This window comes from Photobacterium rosenbergii (assembly GCF_033022775.1).
In the GTDB taxonomy this organism is placed as follows: Bacteria; Pseudomonadota; Gammaproteobacteria; order Enterobacterales; family Vibrionaceae; genus Photobacterium; species Photobacterium rosenbergii_A.
In genome coordinates this window covers 525,028-545,171 of record NZ_JAWJZI010000001.1, presented here as the reverse complement: position 1 = coordinate 545,171, position 20,144 = coordinate 525,028, and the positions used below count along the sequence as shown (strand labels likewise).

At 47.2% G+C, this 20,144-nt stretch carries 21 protein-coding genes; 18 read left to right on the top strand and 3 right to left on the bottom strand.

All coding sequences use genetic code 11. From position 1 onward, the window contains the following. Positions 1-77 precede the first annotated feature (77 nt). Entirely contained in the window at positions 78-1,046 is a 969-nt protein-coding gene (locus tag R2X38_RS02565; RefSeq protein WP_317520476.1) for a DUF4382 domain-containing protein, read from the top strand. 32 nt (positions 1,047-1,078) lie between these two features. Here the strand turns inward: R2X38_RS02565 and R2X38_RS02560 are convergent, their stop codons facing one another. Further along, positions 1,079-2,848, bottom strand: coding sequence for a DUF1501 domain-containing protein (locus R2X38_RS02560; protein WP_317520475.1), 1,770 nt, complete (start codon positions 2,846-2,848; stop codon positions 1,079-1,081). A 5-nt stretch (positions 2,849-2,853) separates the two neighbouring features. Continuing rightward, on the bottom strand, positions 2,854-4,356 hold the full coding sequence (locus R2X38_RS02555) for a DUF1800 family protein (RefSeq protein ID WP_317520473.1): 1,503 nt from the start codon (positions 4,354-4,356) through the stop codon (positions 2,854-2,856). A gap of 519 nt (positions 4,357-4,875) precedes the next feature. Between R2X38_RS02555 and R2X38_RS02550 the strand changes: the two genes are divergently transcribed. The 12 genes from R2X38_RS02550 to R2X38_RS02495 all read left to right on the top strand — a co-directional run bounded on the left by R2X38_RS02550 (position 4,876) and on the right by R2X38_RS02495 (position 12,565). Continuing rightward, positions 4,876-5,757, top strand: coding sequence for a mechanosensitive ion channel family protein (locus R2X38_RS02550; protein ID WP_317520472.1), 882 nt, complete (start codon positions 4,876-4,878; stop codon positions 5,755-5,757). A gap of 186 nt (positions 5,758-5,943) precedes the next feature. Next, positions 5,944-7,137, top strand: a complete 1,194-nt coding sequence (locus tag R2X38_RS02545; protein WP_317520471.1) for a DEAD/DEAH box helicase — start codon at positions 5,944-5,946, stop codon at positions 7,135-7,137. Positions 7,138-7,291: 154 nt separating this feature from the next. Beyond that, on the top strand, positions 7,292-7,693 hold the full coding sequence (locus R2X38_RS02540) for a GFA family protein (RefSeq protein WP_317520469.1): 402 nt from the start codon (positions 7,292-7,294) through the stop codon (positions 7,691-7,693). A 9-nt stretch (positions 7,694-7,702) separates the two neighbouring features. Beyond that, positions 7,703-8,167 (top strand): NUDIX hydrolase, encoded by a 465-nt coding sequence (locus R2X38_RS02535; RefSeq protein WP_317520899.1) that lies wholly within the window; start codon positions 7,703-7,705, stop codon positions 8,165-8,167. A 30-nt stretch (positions 8,168-8,197) separates the two neighbouring features. Beyond that, positions 8,198-8,623 carry a VOC family protein gene (locus R2X38_RS02530; RefSeq protein ID WP_317520467.1) on the top strand — a complete coding sequence of 142 codons (426 nt, stop codon included), beginning with the start codon at positions 8,198-8,200 and terminating at the stop codon, positions 8,621-8,623. An 18-nt stretch (positions 8,624-8,641) separates the two neighbouring features. Continuing rightward, a complete protein-coding gene (locus tag R2X38_RS02525) occupies positions 8,642-9,001 on the top strand; it encodes an MmcQ/YjbR family DNA-binding protein (protein WP_317520465.1) in 360 nt (119 codons plus the stop codon). A gap of 182 nt (positions 9,002-9,183) precedes the next feature. After that, positions 9,184-9,759, top strand: a complete 576-nt coding sequence (locus R2X38_RS02520; RefSeq protein WP_317520463.1) for a GNAT family N-acetyltransferase — start codon at positions 9,184-9,186, stop codon at positions 9,757-9,759. 32 nt (positions 9,760-9,791) lie between these two features. Continuing rightward, on the top strand, positions 9,792-10,187 hold the full coding sequence (locus R2X38_RS02515; protein WP_317520461.1) for an ACT domain-containing protein: 396 nt from the start codon (positions 9,792-9,794) through the stop codon (positions 10,185-10,187). A 41-nt stretch (positions 10,188-10,228) separates the two neighbouring features. Next, entirely contained in the window at positions 10,229-10,699 is a 471-nt protein-coding gene (locus R2X38_RS02510; RefSeq protein ID WP_317520460.1) for an HAD family hydrolase, read from the top strand. An 11-nt stretch (positions 10,700-10,710) separates the two neighbouring features. After that, positions 10,711-11,235, top strand: a complete 525-nt coding sequence (locus tag R2X38_RS02505) for a GNAT family N-acetyltransferase (RefSeq protein WP_317520459.1) — start codon at positions 10,711-10,713, stop codon at positions 11,233-11,235. A 142-nt stretch (positions 11,236-11,377) separates the two neighbouring features. Then, positions 11,378-11,917, top strand: a complete 540-nt coding sequence (locus R2X38_RS02500; protein ID WP_317520457.1) for a 3'-5' exonuclease — start codon at positions 11,378-11,380, stop codon at positions 11,915-11,917. Positions 11,918-12,157: 240 nt separating this feature from the next. Then, on the top strand, positions 12,158-12,565 hold the full coding sequence (locus R2X38_RS02495) for a hypothetical protein (protein ID WP_317520456.1): 408 nt from the start codon (positions 12,158-12,160) through the stop codon (positions 12,563-12,565). 69 nt (positions 12,566-12,634) lie between these two features. On the opposite strand, the gene R2X38_RS02490 is transcribed toward R2X38_RS02495, so the two are convergent. Continuing rightward, positions 12,635-13,090: a hotdog fold domain-containing protein gene (locus R2X38_RS02490; protein WP_317520455.1), complete on the bottom strand. Its 456-nt coding sequence runs from the start codon at positions 13,088-13,090 to the stop codon at positions 12,635-12,637. Positions 13,091-13,469: 379 nt separating this feature from the next. Here R2X38_RS02490 and R2X38_RS02485 point away from each other — a divergent pair, with 379 nt between their 5' ends. The 5 genes from R2X38_RS02485 (at position 13,470) to acnD (ending at position 20,136) form a co-directional block, all read left to right on the top strand. Further along, complete coding sequence (locus tag R2X38_RS02485) at positions 13,470-14,360, top strand: DMT family transporter (RefSeq protein WP_317520454.1); 891 nt, start codon at positions 13,470-13,472, stop codon at positions 14,358-14,360. Positions 14,361-14,621: 261 nt separating this feature from the next. Next, positions 14,622-15,335 carry a GntR family transcriptional regulator gene (locus R2X38_RS02480; protein WP_317520898.1) on the top strand — a complete coding sequence of 238 codons (714 nt, stop codon included), beginning with the start codon at positions 14,622-14,624 and terminating at the stop codon, positions 15,333-15,335. After that, on the top strand, positions 15,332-16,201 hold the full coding sequence (gene prpB / locus R2X38_RS02475; RefSeq protein ID WP_317520453.1) for a methylisocitrate lyase: 870 nt from the start codon (positions 15,332-15,334) through the stop codon (positions 16,199-16,201). Before R2X38_RS02480 ends, prpB begins: the two co-directional genes overlap by 4 nt. A gap of 149 nt (positions 16,202-16,350) precedes the next feature. Continuing rightward, positions 16,351-17,526, top strand: a complete 1,176-nt coding sequence (prpC, locus tag R2X38_RS02470) for a 2-methylcitrate synthase (protein ID WP_317520452.1) — start codon at positions 16,351-16,353, stop codon at positions 17,524-17,526. A gap of 24 nt (positions 17,527-17,550) precedes the next feature. Continuing rightward, complete coding sequence (gene acnD / locus R2X38_RS02465; RefSeq protein ID WP_411184471.1) at positions 17,551-20,136, top strand: Fe/S-dependent 2-methylisocitrate dehydratase AcnD; 2,586 nt, start codon at positions 17,551-17,553, stop codon at positions 20,134-20,136. Positions 20,137-20,144 lie beyond the last annotated feature (8 nt).

Below are 20,144 nucleotides of genomic sequence, written 5' to 3'. Positions count from 1 at the left end.
TATTTGTCAATTCAGTTAGGGTTTATTGAGTCTTGATGGTTAATGGCGATAAAATTTCGCCATAAATGGAGAGCATCATGACAATTTACAAAACCTTACCAGTATTAGCCGTGGCGACGTTGCTTTCAGCTTGCGGCAGCGACAGCGGTGGCGATTCTACCCAGTATGCCAAAGTTTCTTTCAGCGTATCCGACGCGCCGGTTGATTCGATGTCAGAAGTTGTTGTTGCTTTCGATAAACTCGAGCTCAAGCATGAGAATGGCAACTCTTACATCATTGAAGTGGATCAGGATGAAGACGGTAATGACTACCAGCAACTCGACTTGCTTGATTACCAAGGCACAGATGCGGCACTGATTATTACTGAGCACACGCTTCCTGCCGGTGTGTACAAGGAATTGATTGTACACACTAAGCCTGGTGATATGAACTGGGTGAAAGATGATGACACATCGGGTGAGTATGATCTAAAAATCCCGAGTAACAAACTGAAGCTGGGTGGCTTTGAAGTCACTCCGGAAGATGACAATACGGTTCAGGGCTTTACCATTGAGTTCGACCTGCGCCAGTCGCTGGTTGAGCGTGGTAATGCCGGTAAAAATGGTTACAATCTAAAACCGCATGGGGTGAAGATTGTCGACAACCGTCAGGCGGCATCGCTTTGGGGAAAGGTAGATTTTTCTCTATTTGATGCGGGAGAAAATTGTTCTTATGAAACGGGTAACTTTGTTTACCTGTACCCTGAGCATGGTTTGGCCGATTACCTACTAGTGGATAACTATGACCCGTTTGATGTTGATTTTGACGGCGTATACCCACCTGAAAACTCCATTTCACCGTATGCGTCAGCCGCGGTGGATGAAAACGGTGATTATGCTTTCGGTTATATTCCAGCGGGTGACTATACCGTCGCATTCACGTGTAATGCAGTCGATGATGATCCTATCCAATATGATAGCGAGATCATTATTGCCAACCCTGAAAATCAGCGGTTCGAAATCACACTAGATAAAATGCAAGAGAAAATCTTCGATTTCACTCTATAAGGAAAGGGCCTGATGGCCCTTTCTTTTTTTTTTTAACTCCCCCATACCTCTATTTCTTGGAAGTTATTCCATGTTCTTAAATCAGCACGATCTGGATCGTTATTGCCGTTGCAGGTGAGCTGAATATATTTCACATCGCTGGCATTGATTGGGTTACTCACTAATCCGGTCGTTGTGCCAGGGGTGACAATACTGGAAACCGGTGAGTAATTGATGCCGTCACTACTTACGGCAATGTCGATGAAGTACTGGCGAACATCCCCTTTAGCTTGAGACCATTTTATCTCGCTTAACTTGGCCATCTGAGTGAGTTCCAAGGTGAAGGTGATCCCCACCCCCTTCGCCGTCCACTTGGTGGCACTGTCTCCGTCAACGGCCATTTCAGGCGTATGATCCGCTCGGGTTTCAGAGGCTGAAACACTGGCAACGACTAATTTATCGGGTATCGCCGGTGGTTGGGTTGCATCGCCGAGAAAGCCAAGATAGCGGTTGGGAAACGGGTTGTCGTTGGCAGGATTCAAGCTTGGGAAAATATAGTCGACACTGTTGTCAGATAGGCCGAACCACTTACATAACGTTGCCGCCATCTGCTCGGAAGAGGTGGATGGAATGAACTTATTGCCCGTCGCATCTTGACCATAAGAAGGGATGAACTCAGGCAGCACTCCATATGTCATACCGCCATTGATAGCACCGCCAATGATGAGCTGGTTACTCCCCCAGCCGTGGTCAGTTCCCCGGTTACTGTTATTGGCAATCGTACGGCCAAAGTCAGACATGGTGAAAGTGACGACTTTATCCTGCAATCCTTCAGCTTCTAGTGAGCGATAAAACGCACTCAATGCGCTATCAATTTGGGCTAGCAGGTTATCATGCTTACCACGCTGGTTTCCGTGATTATCAAAACCGCCAAGGCTGATAAAGAATACTTGGCGCTGGTGGTTGAGTTGCTCACTGGCTTGGATCATACGTTTGACCATGCGGCATTGGCTGCCAAGGTAACTGGCTGGGATGGTTTCATCCTCAGGGAAGTTGTTCATCACCGAGTCAAGTTCAGCCTGAAAATCGATCACACCTTTGAGGCGAGAAATGTACTCTTGAGAGAACAAAGATCCATAAGGCTGGTCTACCAGTTTAATAAAGTTGTTATTCACAGCATTGGAGTGGCCGAGCGCATCCATTGCTCTTACCCCGTCACTGCTGATGCGCAAGTCTTGGCTACTTTGTCCGCCCAATAATTCATTACCTGAGAGTGAGAGGCTTTCTGATACGGTGGCGGCCTCATTGGCAAGCAGATCCATCATCATCCCAGCCCAGCCATAAGAGTGGTATTCAGATGTATTCCAAGCGATTTGCCATGCCGATTGTTGTTTGTTGTGCGCGCCGAGGTTTGAAGGCTTTCTTACACTGTTAATATTTCCTTTATTGGTTGGCTCCAGCAAGGTACCGACATTAACGACAGCTGTTGCCTTCTGTTCTGCCATTAGCTGGGCGATGTTTGGCATGCTGCTATTGATTGCGGTTGCCTGTCCGGATGCTGTCGGCGGTATCGATAGCATTTCAGCTGCAGAAAGGTGGATGTCTGGTCTCGCGTTGACGTAATTGTCATAGTTAGCGCCAGCGGCGGGCACGATCATATTGAAAGAGTCGTTGCCGCCATAGAGGAAAAGGCAGACCAACGCTTTATAGTCATCGCTACCAGCGGCAAAGGCATTGCTCGGAAGGGTTAAAGATAATGGTAATGCTGAAGATGCAGTTGCTATCGCTGAACTTTTTAAGAACTGTCGGCGTGAAATGCTCATAGTGACTACTCCTGTACCATGAAGTTAGGGGAAATGACGGCAAAGAAAATCATTTTGGCAACGGCGTAGTACTTGTTGTTATGAGTGTCATAGATTGCCCCGATTCTTTCTTCTAGTTCAGGAACCATTTCTCCATGCAAAAAGCGGTTTTTGAGTAGTGACATCATTGTTTCTTTGTCTTGGTTGTTGGCGGCATCTTCGAAATCAACAGGGGCGATATACATCTCTTGTTTGTTGTTGGTTTTATTTCGGTCTTGGCCGTAATTGAGTACTGTACGGTAGAAGACATTGCCGATTTTGATCACCTGGCTCCAATCGATAAGCTCCAGTTCAGGTGCTGTTAGATTGGCGGTTAGCAAGGCTCCCTGCGGGCTATGATCGGGAGAGTAGAAATTAAATACAGAAGGCGACCCCAGCGGATATTGCCCAAATGTGTCGGCATAATTCATCGGATTATAGATGATGTCACCGCCTTTACCCGGATAGGCATCCATCGCACGATAGAAGTAGGTCATGGCAAGAATGGGTTCGCGCAATTTGGCGACATGCTGGTCGTTTTCCTTTAACACCTCACTATCGGTCAGTATGGCGGTGATGACCTCGCCTAAGTTACCCCCAGTGTTTCGAAAAACTGTGGCAACTCTTTTGACATATTCGGGCCTTGGGTTGGAGGTGACGAAGCGTTTAATCAGCAGGGTACTGATAAACGGTGCGGTATTGGGGTGGTTAACCAACAGATCCAGTGCCTGATCTAATTCTGCTTCTGCACCCACGCCTTCGGGGAAGTCGGTATTTAAAATGGATTTGGCTTCCATGTCATGGGAGTCATCATAGGCCACCATAGGGTTTTCCATACTGCTGCCATCCATAAACCAGCCAGTGAACACCCGTGCCATATTTTCTATGTCGGTGTCGCTATAGGTTGGGATAGGCTGGTTGTTTGCATCGAGTTTTGGTGTGCCATCGAGGTTGAGTTCTTCAAGGCCGATAGTGAAGAGCTGCATGATTTCCCGGGCATAGTTTTGGTCTGGGTTAACCCCGGTATGGCTTTTTGGCAAGTTGCCTACCATGGTGAGGTAGTGGCCCATGATTGGGGAGCGGGTAACATGATAAAGCAATGTTTTGTAATCGCTGAATGCGTACTCGGTAAGGATGTCGTAGTAATGAGCCATTTCTGTTGGGAAGGGGGCAAGCTGGGCATCACGGTCGCCGACAACTAAGATTTGGCTGAGGGCATATGCCATCCGCTGACGCAATTGCGCCCCTTTCCATAATGCAATATCAAACCACGCACAAACCCGCATTTCTTGGGTGGTTGAGGAACTGCCTCGCTGCTGTGCCTGATATAGCGTGCGTTCTTTGTGGCTTTCATAAGGTTCGGTGAGTTGGCTGTTAATCCAGCTGGTACGGCTATCAAGGTTAAGAAAATCCTCGATCTCTCCTTTTTTTGTCCCCATTGTTGCCATATCCAAGAATCTGGAAGCCTGGCGGTATGTTAATCCTTCCATAGAGATTCACCTCCGTAATGAAGCGGTTTTTGGTTGTTGGTATCTCTATCTTGGAAGTGAAATATTGGTATGGGGAATATTTCACTTTGTTTTATTTAAATTTATGATGTCGTGGCAAGAAAATATGAAAATGCCTTGAAAGCTGGTCATTAATAAGAAGTTTTTGTATATCCCGACACAGTTATAGGCTCTTGCGTTAAATGAACTCAAAACCAATTATAAAGCTGATGTGCATGCATTTAGTGGTTTTATCCTCTGTTCGATGAGGGTTTATTTGGTGAAACGGTAGGTGATCGCTATCCCGTGCATATTTTTGCTTTTGTGCCGCAGGCACTGCCTATTGGTTGAGCTGTAGAGGTTTGTGGGCATTTAAATGCTGGTGATATTTGACGGGTTTTGTGTGGATGGCGTTTTAAACGGTAGGGTGTGGTTAGCGCTGGATTTTATTCGCAAACTATGGGAGTTTAGGCCTGCGATTTAGGTGCTGAAAATGATGTGTAGGAGTGGAAAGAGGCGCGCATGCCAGAGAAGTTATTATCGGTAATCGATTTCTTTTTAGAAAATAAAGTATTGCTCAGTGTACTGATCGTCACATTGGTCCTGATGTTTAGACGCTTGATCCTGAAACAAATTCGTGGGGATGTCGCGTTTGTATCAGGGCATCAGCGTAAATGGATGTCACGTACCAAAAACGGTACCTTCACCCTTATGGTGGTGGTGCTGTTTATGCTCTGGCAGTCTGAAATCAGCGAGTTTGCTCTGTCAGTCACCGCCATTGCCGTTGCTATTGTGGTTGCATCCAAAGAGATTATTCTTTGTTTCACCGGCTCTATTCAACGTGCCAGTGCCCGTTCGTTTCGCATTGGTGATTGGATCGAAGTCGGTTCCCTATGCGGAGAAGTTATCGAGCACAATATGATGGCGACGGTGATCCAGGAGATTGACCTTCACCACGGGCAGTATCATTTCACGGGTAAAACGGCCACCTTGCCAAACAGTATGTTTTTTACCTATCCAGTGAAGAACCTGAACTTTATGAAGCGCTATGTGTACCATAGTTTCAGCATTACCATTAAAGAGTTTGTCAACTTGTATGTCCTGGTGCCGGAGCTTATTGAGCAAATCGAGGGGCACTGTGAAGAGTTTATCGATGTTGCGCGGCGCTACAATGGGGTGATTGAAAAGCACGCAGGTGTTGATTTGCCTGGCCCAGATCCACATGTGCACATCACTACGACAGCAACTGGCGAGCAGGTGTTACATATCATGCTGTTTTGTCCGACAGAAATGGCGACACACTTAGAGCAGCTGATCCGAGAAGACTTCATGCAGATCTACCACGAAACTTTTAGCAACCATAGCCTCAATGAGGGAAGACTGCACAAGGTCAGTTTTATGTAGTGGCATTTGTATGCCGCTGAGCGAACAGGGCTGGGCCGACTGAACATTCACTCGGCCTATACTTTCGACAACTAGTGGCGTCGGTAAGGAAAGTTGTCTCTTGCCAAGAGTGTTCGTGGTACACTCCCGCGCTTCATGTAGAGGCGGCTCTACCATATTAAGATTCAGTATAATTAGAGGCGATTCATGCCATTCTCTAAACTTGGGCTCAGCGAGTCATTAACCAAAGCGGTCAGTGAACTTGGCTACAGCAAGCCAACCACTATTCAGAACAAGGCTATTCCGGTCATCTTGCAGGGCAAGAACCTGATTGCGGCTGCGCAGACTGGTACAGGTAAAACAGCCAGCTTTGTTCTGCCTATTCTTGAAAAACTCAGCCAGGGCAAAACGCAGCGTAAAAAACGCATCCGTGCGTTGATCCTTGTTCCTACCCGTGAGCTTGCTGTTCAAGTAGAAGAGAAGATCGCCCTTTACAGCAAACACCTAAGCCTGACATCGTTGGCGATGTACGGTGGTGTCGATGAAAAAGAGCAAAAGCAGCGCTTAATCGATGGTGTGGATGTGTTGGTCGCGACGCCGGGTCGTTTGCTCGATATGTATGGTAAGCGCGCTGTCCACTTTGAAGAAGTGGAAATGCTGGTGCTTGATGAAGCCGACCGCATGCTGGATATGGGCTTTATCGATGACATCAACAAGATCATTGACCGCCTGCCTGAAGAGCTGCAGTTCCTACTGTTCTCTGCAACGCTTTCTAACAAAGTACGTGACTTGGCCAAGTCGGTGGTTGAAAACCCGCATGAGATCAGTATCGCGGCTAACCAAGCATCCAAGGCCAATATTGAGCAGTGGTTGATCACGGTTGATAAAGACAAGAAGTCTGCTTTGCTTAGCCACCTGATCAAAGAAAATGATTGGGATCAGGCACTGATCTTTATTGAAACCAAGCACGGTGCCGCCAAACTGGTATCTCAGCTGGAAAAACGCGACATCGCTGCCGAGGCATTCCACAGTGGCCGTAGCCAAAAAGTTCGTGAACAACTACTGGAAGACTTTAAAGCAGGCAAGATCAAATACCTTGTAGCAACAGGCGTTGGTGCACGTGGTATTGATATTGAAGAGCTATCCCGTGTCGTAAACTATGACTTGCCGTTCCCGGCGGATGAATATGTTCACCGTATTGGCCGTACCGGCCGTGCAGATGCATCGGGTGAGGCAATCTCGTTCGTATCGAAAGATAACTTCAAGAACTTGTGCATGATCGAAAGCCGTTTGGGTCACCTGATCGAGCGCCGTGAAATCGAAGGCTTTGAGCCAAGAAAACCGGTACCAATTTCTATTTTGAACTACGTGCCAAAAAGCAAACGTCAAAAGAAAGACTGATTGCTTTAATAGCTATTCAGCCCTTGCCATTCGGTGGGGGCTTTTTTTTGCTTAGGCCTTTCACCAGTCACAGATTGAGATAGCATCACCTGTCACAATACCTCCCTACTCGACATAGACTTGAAGTGGCTATTCAGATTAGAAGGAGAGAAAGATGAAAGGACAATGTTTGTGCGGCGCTATCGAGCTAACGGCGGACGATCAAAAAGAGGTTGGGCTGTGCCATTGCGATATGTGCCGCAGATGGTCTGGCGGCCCCTTGTTTGCGGTTCATTGCCACTCTAAGGTGCAAATTAATGGACAGCAGCCTGTGGTGTATCGCTCGTCGGAGTGGGCTGAGCGGGTATTCTGTGGGACTTGTGGTTCGCATTTGTTCTATCATTTGCTGCCTAGTGATGAGTATATTGTCTCGGCAGGCCTGTTTCAGGACCAGGATTTTACCTTGGTCAGTGAAATATTCATTGACGAAAAGCCGGATTACTACGAATTCAGCAATGACACCCAAAAGATGACGGCACAGCAGGTCTTCGAGCAATATGCTCCAAAAGAGGAATAATTATAAGTGATGGCTACTCAAAAGATCCCGGTGAATACCTCGATTGTCTCAGGTGTTGCTCTGTCGGAAATTGATGGCGAAATAAAAATGCTATTGATGAAGCGGGTTAAAGGTGACTACTGGTGCCATGTTGCTGGCTCTATTGAAGGGGAAGAGAAAGGGTGGCAGGCAATTGTGCGGGAGTTTTATGAAGAGACACAAATCGCTGTCTCTGAGCTTTATAACGCTCAGTTTCTGGAACAGTTTTTTGAAGCCAATGTGAATGTGCTGCAAATCATACCGGTTTTTGCTGTTCTGTGTCCGCCCAACCAGCCTGTAACGCTCAATGAGGAGCATACGGAGTATCGTTGGGTGGGTCTTGAAGAGGCGAAATCTCTAGTACCATTTCCCGGCCAGCGGCAGGTATATGATCATGTTTGGGCGCATTTTGTCGACAGCAGCCCTTCAGAGCATATGAAGGTTACTATTAACTAAACCGGGTTCGCGCCGCATTAAGGAAGCATAGTGAAACAGAATATCGTTCATATTGCCCTTGTCGTAAAAGACTACGATGAGGCAATAGACTTTTACGTTAACAAGCTGCAGTTTGAGTTAATCGAGGACACCTACCAGCCAGAGCAGGATAAGCGCTGGGTCGTCGTATCACCGCCGAACTCCAATGGAGTGACGTTACTGCTTGCACGAGCGTCAAAGCCTGAGCAGATAGACTTCATCGGGAACCAAGCGGGGGGCAGGGTGTTCCTGTTTTTGAATACCGATGATTTTTGGCGTGACTACAACCGTATGGTCGCAGACGGTATTAGTTTTGTCCGTGAGCCGAAAGAGCAAGATTACGGCACGGTGGCTGTTTTTGAAGATCTTTATGGAAATTTGTGGGATCTGCTGCAGCTCAATCCTGAACACCCTATGGCAAAGCGAACTGCGCGCTAACAACGAGTGAGGGATGTGATGAACAAACAAGAGATTGTCGACTTTATGCTGACGCTGCCGGAGTCTGAATTGGATTACCCTTTCGGTGCAGATGTTATGGTGTTCAAGGTGCTGGGTAAGATGTTTGCATTGTTGTCGGTCAATGACGGTGTCGTCGATATTAACCTCAAAGGGGCACCGGCTGACAACGAAGCATTGACCTCGATGTTTACTGCGATACGTCCAGGTTACCATATGAACAAAAAACACTGGGTCACCGTATCGGTCACAGAAGAAATAGAAGATGGCATGCTGAAAGGGCTGATTGATCGATCCTATGAATTAGTCGTTTCGAAGATGAAAAAAGCCGATCGGGAAAGACTGGCGATTCAGAGATAACAGAAGATTTGCTCAAAAGGTAAAGATGGAAAAGCTAGACGCATTACTCCAATTGGCGCGCAGAAAGGCGGCTATCGATAAAATATCAACATTACCACTGTCATAGTGCAGTCCCATTCAAAATGAAGTTATGGTTATACTGATCTAATTGATATAAGTTGGACAAGGACTCCGAAAAGTATATGGCAGCGCAGTTAGAAACAGATAGATTGATCCTTAGGCAATGGAAAAGAGAAGATTACTCCGATTACGCCAAGATTAATGCAGACCCCGCTGTTATGCAGTTTTTTCCAGCTGTTTTATCGCAGCAGGAGAGTGACGCCCAAGCGGCGAGAATCACTCAGTTGATTGCTGAAAAAGGGTGGGGCTTTTGGGCAGCTGAACTCAAGGCTACTGGGGCATTTATTGGTTTTGTGGGCTTGCATAGTCAAGATGAGCAATCAGGAATACCCAATGCGCCATTTATTGAAATAGGCTGGCGGCTTGCCAAAGAGCATTGGGGGAAAGGCTATGCGCCTGAAGCGGCCAACAGGGCATTGCAGTTTGCGTTTGAAGAGTTGGCGGCGCCTAGCATTTACGCATTTACCGCTTTACCGAATATTCCATCACAAAAAGTAATGGAGAAAATCGGAATGACTAACATTGGCCAAGATTTTGACCATCCTAAATTGCCGCAAGGGCATCATTTGGAGCGCCACTGTTTGTATCAAATAACTCGAGAAACATGGCTTAAAAGTAATATTAAGGTTGATTTCTAGGCTAAGGTGAAGCCGACTATCAAGGAGGATACATGAGTGGAATGACCGACCTGCAACAGTTACTGAAATCGATGGCGCCTGAACTAATAGAAGGCGAATTTGTTTTCTGTACGGTAGAGGGCGATTTATCACAATATTTGGACTTGTCACCTATATCGACTTTTCAAGAGCAAGAAGGGTTGACCCTGGTACTCAGCAGAGACAAGGCAGATCAAGCCGGCTTGGATTATGAAGCTACCTTTCGGATGATAACCTTGACGGTACATTCCAGCCTCGAGGCCGTAGGATTAACCGCCGCGATTGCTAGCAAACTCGCTGAGCAGGGAATCAGTGCCAATGTAATCGCAGCTTATTATCATGACCATGTGTTTGTGCAAAGTGCCAAGGCAACAGAAGCTCTGGATGCACTGCAATCCTTCTCTTCATAAAATACCGCTCAGATTAACTTGCCAGACTGAAAGGAATCGATATGGCAAAGATATATTTATTTGATTGGGGTGATACCTTGATGGTTGACTTCCCGCATTATCAAGGCCCGATGTGTGATTGGCCTGAAGTAAGCGTTGTTCCAGGGGCGCTAGAAACGCTTTGTCACTTGTCTGATAAAGCAGAGATTTATATTGCAACCAATGCTGAAGACTCATCTGTTGAAGAGATTCAACTGGCCTTTGCTCGAGTTGGTTTAGCACCGTTTATCAAGGGATATTTTTGCCGGGAAAATATCGGAATCGCTAAAGGGACTCCGGCGTATTTTAAGCAAATTGCATTGGCTTTAAATGCCGAACCTCAGAGCATCACAATGGTTGGCGATAGCTTGGACAAAGACATATTGCCTGCCATTGATGCTGGGCTTAATGCGGTTTGGTATCGCCCTGAAGCTGTTAGTAGCGACAATGAGAAATCTCGGGTAATAGGCGCTTTAGAAGAGTTAACTCAATAAGGATTATGTAGATGGAATTAATTTCGCCCAATCTTGAATACATGAAGGCGTTTCAGCGATTTTATGATGACTTTGCGCAAAATGATGTAGAAAACGCCGAATATTACCAGGACGGAAACAACAACTTTGAACAATATGTTCAATCTTTAATCGATGAATCAAAGGGCGTGAATCTGCCGGAAGGGTATGTGCCTTGCCACCATTATTGGCTTATTAACCGAGACAAAGAAATCATCGGTGTCATTCGGGTGCGCCATAATATCGATCCACCATTCTTATCCCATGAAGGAGGGCATATCGGGTATGATATTGCTCCGAGTTTTCGTGGTAAAGGGTATGGCACAGCAATGCTGAAACTTGTATTGCCGAAAGCTTGCCAACTCGGTATTCATAGAGCGTTGATCACAGCTGATGAAGACAATATTGCTTCGCGTACTGTCATCGAACGTAATGGCGGACAGTTTGAGAACATTGTTCAGGGGATAGTATTCCCATATCCTATTGCCCGGTATTGGGTAGAGTGCTGTGGTGCGTAATGAAGCCAGCCTTGCTCTCCTTGCTATATTTAGATTCTGTGATATCTGGTTAGCTAAATGAGATTAACCATTTTCATTTTTGGCTAACCCGCCTCTAAATGCTATCCTTCGTGCCAGTTATAGCGTGATATCCGGAAGTAAGATGAATTTTAACCGTATTGTCTGTTTTGATCTCGAAATGTGCTGTTGGAACGATGGCAGAGAGTCCAGAACAGGTGAGATCATAGAGATTGGCGTCGCAGAACTTGATCTGACCAACGGTGAGATTGTGCGCCGAGCTCAACACTTTGTAAAACCGGATAATGATGAAGTATCACCGTTCTGTACTGAGCTAACAGGTATCAAACCTGAGGTCATAGAAAAAAACGGTAAGCCGCTTGGGCATATTTTAAAGTCGGTTGAACAAAAGTTTGGTGGCCGTCATAAGATTTATGCAGCTTGGGGGCGTGATGATCTCATTCTTCGTAAAGAGTGTGAGGTAAAAGGTCTTAAAGTGCCATTTGAAGAGTATTTGAATTTGGCAACCTTATTCAGGCTCCAGCGCCATGTTACCAAAAAACGTTGTGGTCAGCGTGCAGCAATGGAAATGGCGGGTATCGACTGGGAAGGGCGTCAGCATTCAGGGTATGATGATGCATACAATTTGGCCCGCTTGGCGAAAACATTATTCAGTAATGATTAATTGAACGGTGAATTTGGTCGCTGTTAATCTTTCAGATGCGCTAGATATGTTCCCAATTCGTCATGTTGTCTATTATTTCCGTACTATTTTTCCGGTAAGGTTATAATTTTAGGAGCCTTTTTGATGAAAAGGAATTGACAAATCAATCATGATAGCTAAGATTATGCAAAAATATAAATATGCAAATTGTTGGCTATGGACTTTACAACTTGTCAAATTCCGGTACGGAATAGACTCAACATGGACGAGTTCCCCTGCTCAGATAAACTCAATGAGCAACGTTCATGTGACGAAATTGTTCGCTGGTGGAATGTTCCATTTGTGGATGAGTTAACGTATGAAGAGTCAGGGGAAATTGGGGTATCTGTGCTTGATGGTGCGACCTGGGATGGACCTAGGTTAATCTCGGAGCATACGACTTTTGAAGAGGCAGTGGCTGCTGCTAATTTTTATGTCAATCATTCTGACATTTGGCGTCGCTTCAAAGAGCCTTACCAACCACTGGCAAAGGTCGATCACTTGATTGACATGAGCTCTTTCATTCATGGCAAATTAGCAAAAATGGATGAGGAGCAGCTGTTTGAATATATGTTCCATTGGTTGCCAAAGGTTAATAAAACGTCAGCACCCGTATTGGAAACATCCTGAGCTAGTTTACATTCATAAAAAATGGCCCAGTAATCAATGGGCCATTTTTACTTCTGTTGATTACATCTGTTAAGTAAATCTTACATTCATCGTGATTTCAGCTTTAAAGACGACATTCCCCTCTGTGTCTTTCACTTCAACCGGCACAAGTTTGTCGCCTTCTGTGTTCCAATCAATATTCTCACCTTGTGCACGAGCAGTGAGATCAGTTTTTGCTTTTTTTAAATACTCTACAGTCATGCCAACGGGGATCCAGCGGCTTTTAACTGGAATAGAAACATCAGTCATCATTCCACCCGCTAACTCTGCCATATTACACATTGCAATAGCGTGGACAGTATTTAAATGGTTGGTGACGCGTCGGCGCTTTTTAATTGTCACCTCAGCATAGCCTGGCTTTAGTTCCGTGACTTTGGGCTTGATGCTTCCAAAGTAAGGGGCAAGACGACAGACAACAAAACTAAATAGCTTGTTGCCAAAAGGTAACCTACTCATCTGTTTGTAGATTTTGAGGTTTTTGCGCATTGGGATGTCCTTTTCGAAATGGCTGAGAGGTATATTTTTATTTATAGTCTGGTCAGACCAGAATGCAAGTAGGAAATAGAGCTGTCACTCTAACATGTAGTTGTATGCCAGCGACGAGCTAAACAAGGTACATTCCTGCGAGATAGATCACTCTTTCTTGATTGGAATGAATAAGTGAAGAATGACTAGTTTCATTAATTAATTATTATTTTTCAATGTTTTGTGTGGTTTTTCTTGCCGAGGGAAAGGGCATGATTAGTGCAATACAGCGGGCAAAAAATTCAAATGTCCGACAATAGAACCACGATGTCTTTTTAGAGATATTTATTTGTAAGCTGACGTGCCACAATTCCCTCGTAATCAAATCAAAAGGCAAACCATGTTCTATTTATTTCCTCTTCTGACTGTCATTATTTGGGCAGGGAATGCCATCGTAAACAAAATGTCTTACAGCGTGATCGACCCTGGGGCGATCTCTTTTTATCGCTGGTTTTTTGCCATGATGGTATTAACCCCCTTTGTTCTACCATCGGTGTGGCGTAAGCGTCATGAAATCAAACCGCATCTATCCAAGCTCGCTTTTCTTGCCTTGTTGGGTATGGTGCTTAACCAGTCGCTGGGCTACTTTGCAGCGGCGACGACAACAGCTACCAATATGGCGTTGATTATCTCGTTGGTGCCGTTGATGAGCATGTTCTTGAGTGTCCCGTTGCTCGGTCAGCGTCTGCTACCTTTGGCTATGGTAGGGGCAGTGCTTTCTTTGGCTGGCTTGATATTCATGCTGGGTCACGGCGATGTCAGTACGTTGACTTCGCAAGGTATTAAGCAGGGTGACGCACTATTGTTAATTGCCGCGTTTGTGTATGCGCTTTACTGTGTATTGCTTAAGCGTTGGAAAATGCCACTGAACAATTGGCAGTCTGTCTATGTACAGGGGCTGTTTGCGGTAACCATGCTTACCCCTATGCTGCTAAGCAGTGAGCGTATGGCGATCACTGGTGAATCACTGCCATTGATTATGTACGCGGCGTTGCCTGCCTCGGTACTGGCGCCGTGGTGCTGGCTGAAAGGGATCGAGATCCTAGGCGCGGACCGTACTGCTATGTTCATGAACCTGATGCCAGTGCTGACTGCGCTGATTGCCAGCGTGACATTAGGAGAGCAACTAGCGGTTTACCATTATATTGGTGGCGGTATGGTTCTCTCTGGTGTGATTCTCGCCCAGCGAAAACCGAAGCCTATCCAAACCGACAATATGGCTACGGCGTAGTGGCTACTGAATAAAGACTTCACCTCATTGTTCGAAAGGGTTGCATCATGTAGCCCTTTTTCTTTATGTTGCATCGCCCATCGCCCATCGCCCATCGCCCATCGCCCATCGCCCATCGCCCATCGCCCATCGCCCATCGCCCATCGCCAGATTGTCGACAATCTATACTAAGGTCTAATACATATTGTTAACAATTGGCTTGTAAAGATGGCGAAATAGCGCTAAATTTGTTCATAAGTTAAGAAATTGTTGACAATGATGATGGGCAAACAAGATTTGAAATTGAAAAGTGTCGACAACCAAGGTGAGAAAGAGGGCACCAAATCTGAAAGTTTAACCGAGCAGTTAATCGATCAGATTGTAAGCGGTACTTATCCAGCGGGCAGCAAAATTTCCGAGCCGGAACTCGCCAAGCACTATGGTGTGAGCCGGGGGCCGTTGCGTGAGGCCATGATGCGTCTTGAATCTATGGGGTTGGTTGAGCGTATTCCCCATGTTGGTGCCCGGGTTGTGGCTCTAAGCCAGGAAAAGCTAATTGAAATTTATGCGGTTCGCGAAGCCCTCGAAGGAATGGCAGCTAGGCTTGCCTGTGAGCACATTACCGATGACGAGCTTGCTGGGTTGGAAGCCTTGTTAGATGCCCATCACCAGCACATAGAACAGGTTGAGGGAGCATCGTATTTTCACCAGCAGGGTGACTTCGATTTTCACTACCGGGTGATAAAAGCCAGCCGCAACACCAAATTAATCAGCCTGCTATGCGATGAGCTATATCATTTGCTGCGAATGTACCGTTACCAATCTCAGCGGTCACATTCCCGCCCAGAGCAAGCCCTAAAGGAACACTTTCATCTTCTGAGTGCGTTGAAAGAGCGCGATGGAGAGTTGGCCGAGATGTTAATGCGGCGTCACATTATGAGAAGCCGCCAGTTAATTGAACAACAGTTGAAGCAGGATAAGGAGAAGGTCTCATGAGTCCAGGGAAACGCTTCCGCCAAGCGGTAGCCAACAACAACCCGTTACAGATTGTCGGTACGGTCAATCCGTATTGTGCCATGATGGCAGAGCAGGTAGGCCATCAGGCGGTATATCTATCGGGAGGAGGAATTGCCAATGCTTCATATGGCTTGCCGGATTTGGGTATTACGACGTTAAATGATGTGTTGGAAGATGTTCGCCGCATTACAGCAGCCACCAAGCTGCCACTGATGGTCGATATTGATACTGGGTTCGGCGGCGCGTTTAATATTGCCCGCACCATTAAAGAAGTGGAGCGAAGCGGGGCTGCAGCGGTTCATATGGAAGATCAAGTGGCGCAGAAGCGTTGTGGTCATCGCCCGAATAAAGCCATTGTCAGCCAGCAAGAATTGGTTGATAGGATCAAATCGGCGGTTGATGCCAGAGTGGATCCGGATTTCGTGATCATGGCTCGCACCGATGCACTGGCTGTTGAAGGAATGGATTCAGCGATTGAGCGTGCCCAAGCGTGTGTCGAGGCTGGGGCGGATATGATTTTCCCTGAGGCGATAAATACGCTTGAGCAATACCAGCAATTCTCAGACGCCGTTAAAGTACCTATTTTGGCAAACATTACCGAGTTCGGACAGACGCCTCTGTTCAGTACCGATGAGCTCGCTGAATGTGGCGTCGATATGGTGCTTTACCCGCTGTCTGCATTCAGGGCGATGAACCAAGCAGCACTGAATGTTTACCAGCACTTATTGCAAGACGGCCATCAGCGCAATGTCGTCGACCAAATGCAAACTCGTGAAGAGCTATACCACTATTTGGGTTATCACGACTACGAACAAACGTTAGATAAGCTATTCAAACAGCCTTAATAGGCACAAAGACCAAATAATAATATTAAGAATAAATGAATACAGGGTGGTAATAACCTCTGGGGATCAGTGTACCTATTTATCCCGCAGGAATAGAGGGAAGCCCAATCCATTCAATATCGTGAATACAACTGAAGAAGGAGTCTGCTATGACTGCGATAGCCGTAGCTGATGTAAAGAAGGACGGAAGCGAAAAGAAACCAAATGCCATTGGTGGTGCGGGCTTGAGAGGCCAAAGTGCCGGTGTGACATCACTTTGTACGGTGGGTAAATCGGGTACCGGATTAACCTATCGGGGATACGATATCACTGATTTGGCCAATAATGCTGAGTTTGAAGAAGTGGCTTATTTATTACTAAAAGGCCAACTACCAAATAAAAAAGAATTACAAAGTTATAAACAAGCATTAATGGCTTTCCGAGGGCTGCCGGAATCCCTGAAATTAGTATTAGAAACGATACCTGCTGATGCCCACCCGATGGATGTGATGCGAACCGGTTGCTCAATGTTAGGCAACCTTGACCAAGAACTCGACTTCTCTGAGCAGGATGAAAAGACCGATAAGCTTCTCGCCATGCTGCCAGCCATTATTTGTTACTGGTACCGCTACAGCCATGACGGCGTTCGTATCGATACCGCCAACAGCAGTGAAGACAGTATTGGTGGGTATTTCCTTGAAATGCTCACAGGTAAGTCACCATCAGAACTTCATAAGCAGGTCATGCACTGTTCATTGGTGCTTTATGCCGAGCATGAGTTCAATGCTTCGACGTTTACTGCCCGTGTTTGTGCCTCTACTTTGTCTGACCTTCACTCTTGTATCACTGCCGCGATCGGCAGCTTGCGTGGACCATTGCACGGTGGTGCCAACGAGGCAGCAATGGCGATGATCGAGAATTGGCAGACGGCTGAAGAAGCCGAAGCGGGCATCATGCAGATGCTGGCGAACAAAGACAAAATCATGGGCTTTGGCCATGCGATTTACCGTGAATCTGACCCGCGCAATGCTTTAATTAAAGCATGGTCGGAAAAACTGTCTGCTAATGTTGGCGATACTCACTTGTATGCGGTATCCGAGCGTGTGGAGCAGGTCATGAAGCGGGAGAAAGGACTGTTCTGTAATGCGGACTTTTTCCATGCCTCGGCCTATCACTTTATGGGGATCCCAACCAAACTGTTTACCCCAATCTTTGTGATGAGTCGTGTCACAGGTTGGGCTGCCCATGTGTTCGAGCAACGCGCCAACAACCGGATCATACGTCCGAGTGCTGATTATGAAGGACCTGAGCATCAGGACTGGCTGCCAATAGAAGAGCGCAGTTAAAACCTCAAATCACGGATGTCTATTATGAATATGAATACTCAATACCGTAAACCCCTTGCAGGTAGCGGCCTTGATTTCTTCGATACCCGAGCGGCCGTCAACGAGATATCGCCGGGAGCTTACGAAACCCTACCGTACACTTCTCGGGTATTGGCCGAACAATTGGTCAGGCGCTGCGATCCAGCGACACTGACAGACCGCCTGAAGCAGATCATCGAGCGTAAACGCGATCTTGATTTCCCTTGGTACCCGGCCCGGGTGGTTTGTCACGATATCCTAGGCCAAACCGCTTTGGTTGACCTAGCTGGATTGCGCGATGCTATTGCAGATCAAGGCGGCGACCCGGCGAAAGTTAATCCGGTGGTGGAAACTCAGCTTATTGTCGACCACTCTCTCGCGGTTGAGCATGCTGGTTTCGATCCGGAAGCCTTCGATAAAAACCGCGCAATTGAAGAGCGTCGTAATGAAGATCGTTTTCATTTTATCGAGTGGTGTAAAACCGCGTTTGAAAATGTCAGTGTGATCCCGGCGGGTAACGGGATCATGCACCAGATTAACCTCGAGAAAATGTCGCCGGTGGTTCAGGCCAAGAATGGGGTCGCTTTCCCCGATACTTGTGTCGGTACCGACAGCCACACGCCACACGTTGATGCTCTGGGCGTAATTGCTATCGGGGTGGGGGGGCTGGAAGCAGAAACCGTCATGCTTGGCCGTCCTTCTATGATGCGTCTGCCAGATATTGTTGGGGTTAACCTGACGGGCAAACGCCAGCCGGGTATAACCGCGACGGATATTGTGCTGGCCATTACTGAGTTCTTACGAAATGAGCGGGTTGTCTCATCGTATCTGGAGTTCTTCGGTGAAGGGGCGCGGGATCTTACCATTGGTGATCGTGCCACCATCTCCAACATGACACCGGAATATGGTGCAACCGCTGGGATGTTCTATATCGATGAGCAGACCATTAACTACCTAAAACTGACTGGGCGCGATGAGCAGCAAGTTGAACTGGTAGAGAACTATGCCAAACAGACTGGTTTGTGGGCAGACGATTTAGTTTCAGCCCAATATGAACGAGTACTGGAGTTCGACCTGTCGAGCGTATCACGCAACATGGCAGGGCCATCGAATCCTCACCGACGTTTACCAACATCAGAGTTGGCCTCTCGTGGGATATCTGGTGACTGGCAGGAGAAAGAAGGTGAGTTGCCTGATGGTGCTGTGATTATTGCCGCCATCACTTCGTGCACCAATACCAGTAACCCGCGTAATGTGGTAGCGGCGGGCCTGCTTGCCAAGAAAGCCAATGAGTTGGGTTTAGTTCGCAAGCCCTGGGTGAAATCCTCATTTGCACCGGGCTCGAAAGTGGCCAAGCTGTATTTGGAAGAAGCGGGTCTGTTGCCTGAGATGGAAAAGCTCGGCTTTGGTATTGTCGCGTACGCCTGTACCACCTGTAACGGTATGAGTGGTGCGTTGGATCCAGACATTCAGCAGGAGATCATCGACCGAGATCTATACACAACCGCAGTGTTATCGGGTAACCGTAACTTCGATGGACGTATTCACCCTTATGCCAAGCAGGCATTTTTAGCCTCACCGCCGCTGGTGGTGGCCTATGCAATCGCAGGTTCAATTCGCTTTGATATCGAGCGTGATGCGCTGGGCACGGACAAACAAGGCAACCCAGTTTACCTTAATGATCTGTGGCCTTCAGACGAAGAAATTGATGCGGTTGTTGGAAAGCATGTTAAACCCGAGCAGTTTAATCAGGTTTATATCCAGATGTTCAAACTCGATGATGGCAAGCGCAATAGTAATCCGCTTTACGACTGGCGCCCGATGAGTACCTATATCCGCAGACCGCCTTATTGGGAAGGCGCGCTTGCCGGTGAAAGAACACTATCTGGAATGCGTCCTCTAGCGATTCTTGGGGATAACATCACCACCGACCACTTATCTCCTTCCAATGCCATTCTTGCCTCCAGCGCGGCGGGTGAGTATTTGGCGAAAATGGGCGTACCGGAAGAAGACTTCAACTCTTATGCCACGCACCGTGGTGATCACCTTACTGCCCAGCGGGCAACGTTTGCCAACCCGAAACTGTTTAATGAAATGGTGAAGGAAAATGGCGAGGTGGTACAAGGCTCGCTGGCGCGACTTGAACCGGAAGGGCAGGTGGTACGGATGTGGGAAGCCATTGAAACCTATATGGAACGCAAGCAGCCCTTGATCGTGGTCGCCGGAGCCGATTATGGCCAGGGCTCATCAAGGGACTGGGCAGCAAAAGGGGTTCGCTTGGCAGGGGTAGAAGCCATTGTGGCCGAAGGGTTCGAACGCATCCACCGCACCAATCTGGTGGGGATGGGCGTATTGCCACTGCAGTTTAAGCCCGGTACAGACCGTCACACCCTGGCGTTGGACGGAACGGAAGTGTATGACGTCGTCGGGGACATCCAAGCTGGCATAGATTTGGCTTTGGTGGTGACACGCGCCAACGGTGAGAAAGTCGATGTCCCTGTGATTTGCCGACTTGATACTGCTGATGAAGTTTCAGTGTATAAAGCTGGCGGTGTTCTGCAGCGTTTTGCTCAAGATTTCTTGGCGCAATAGGGGGGGAG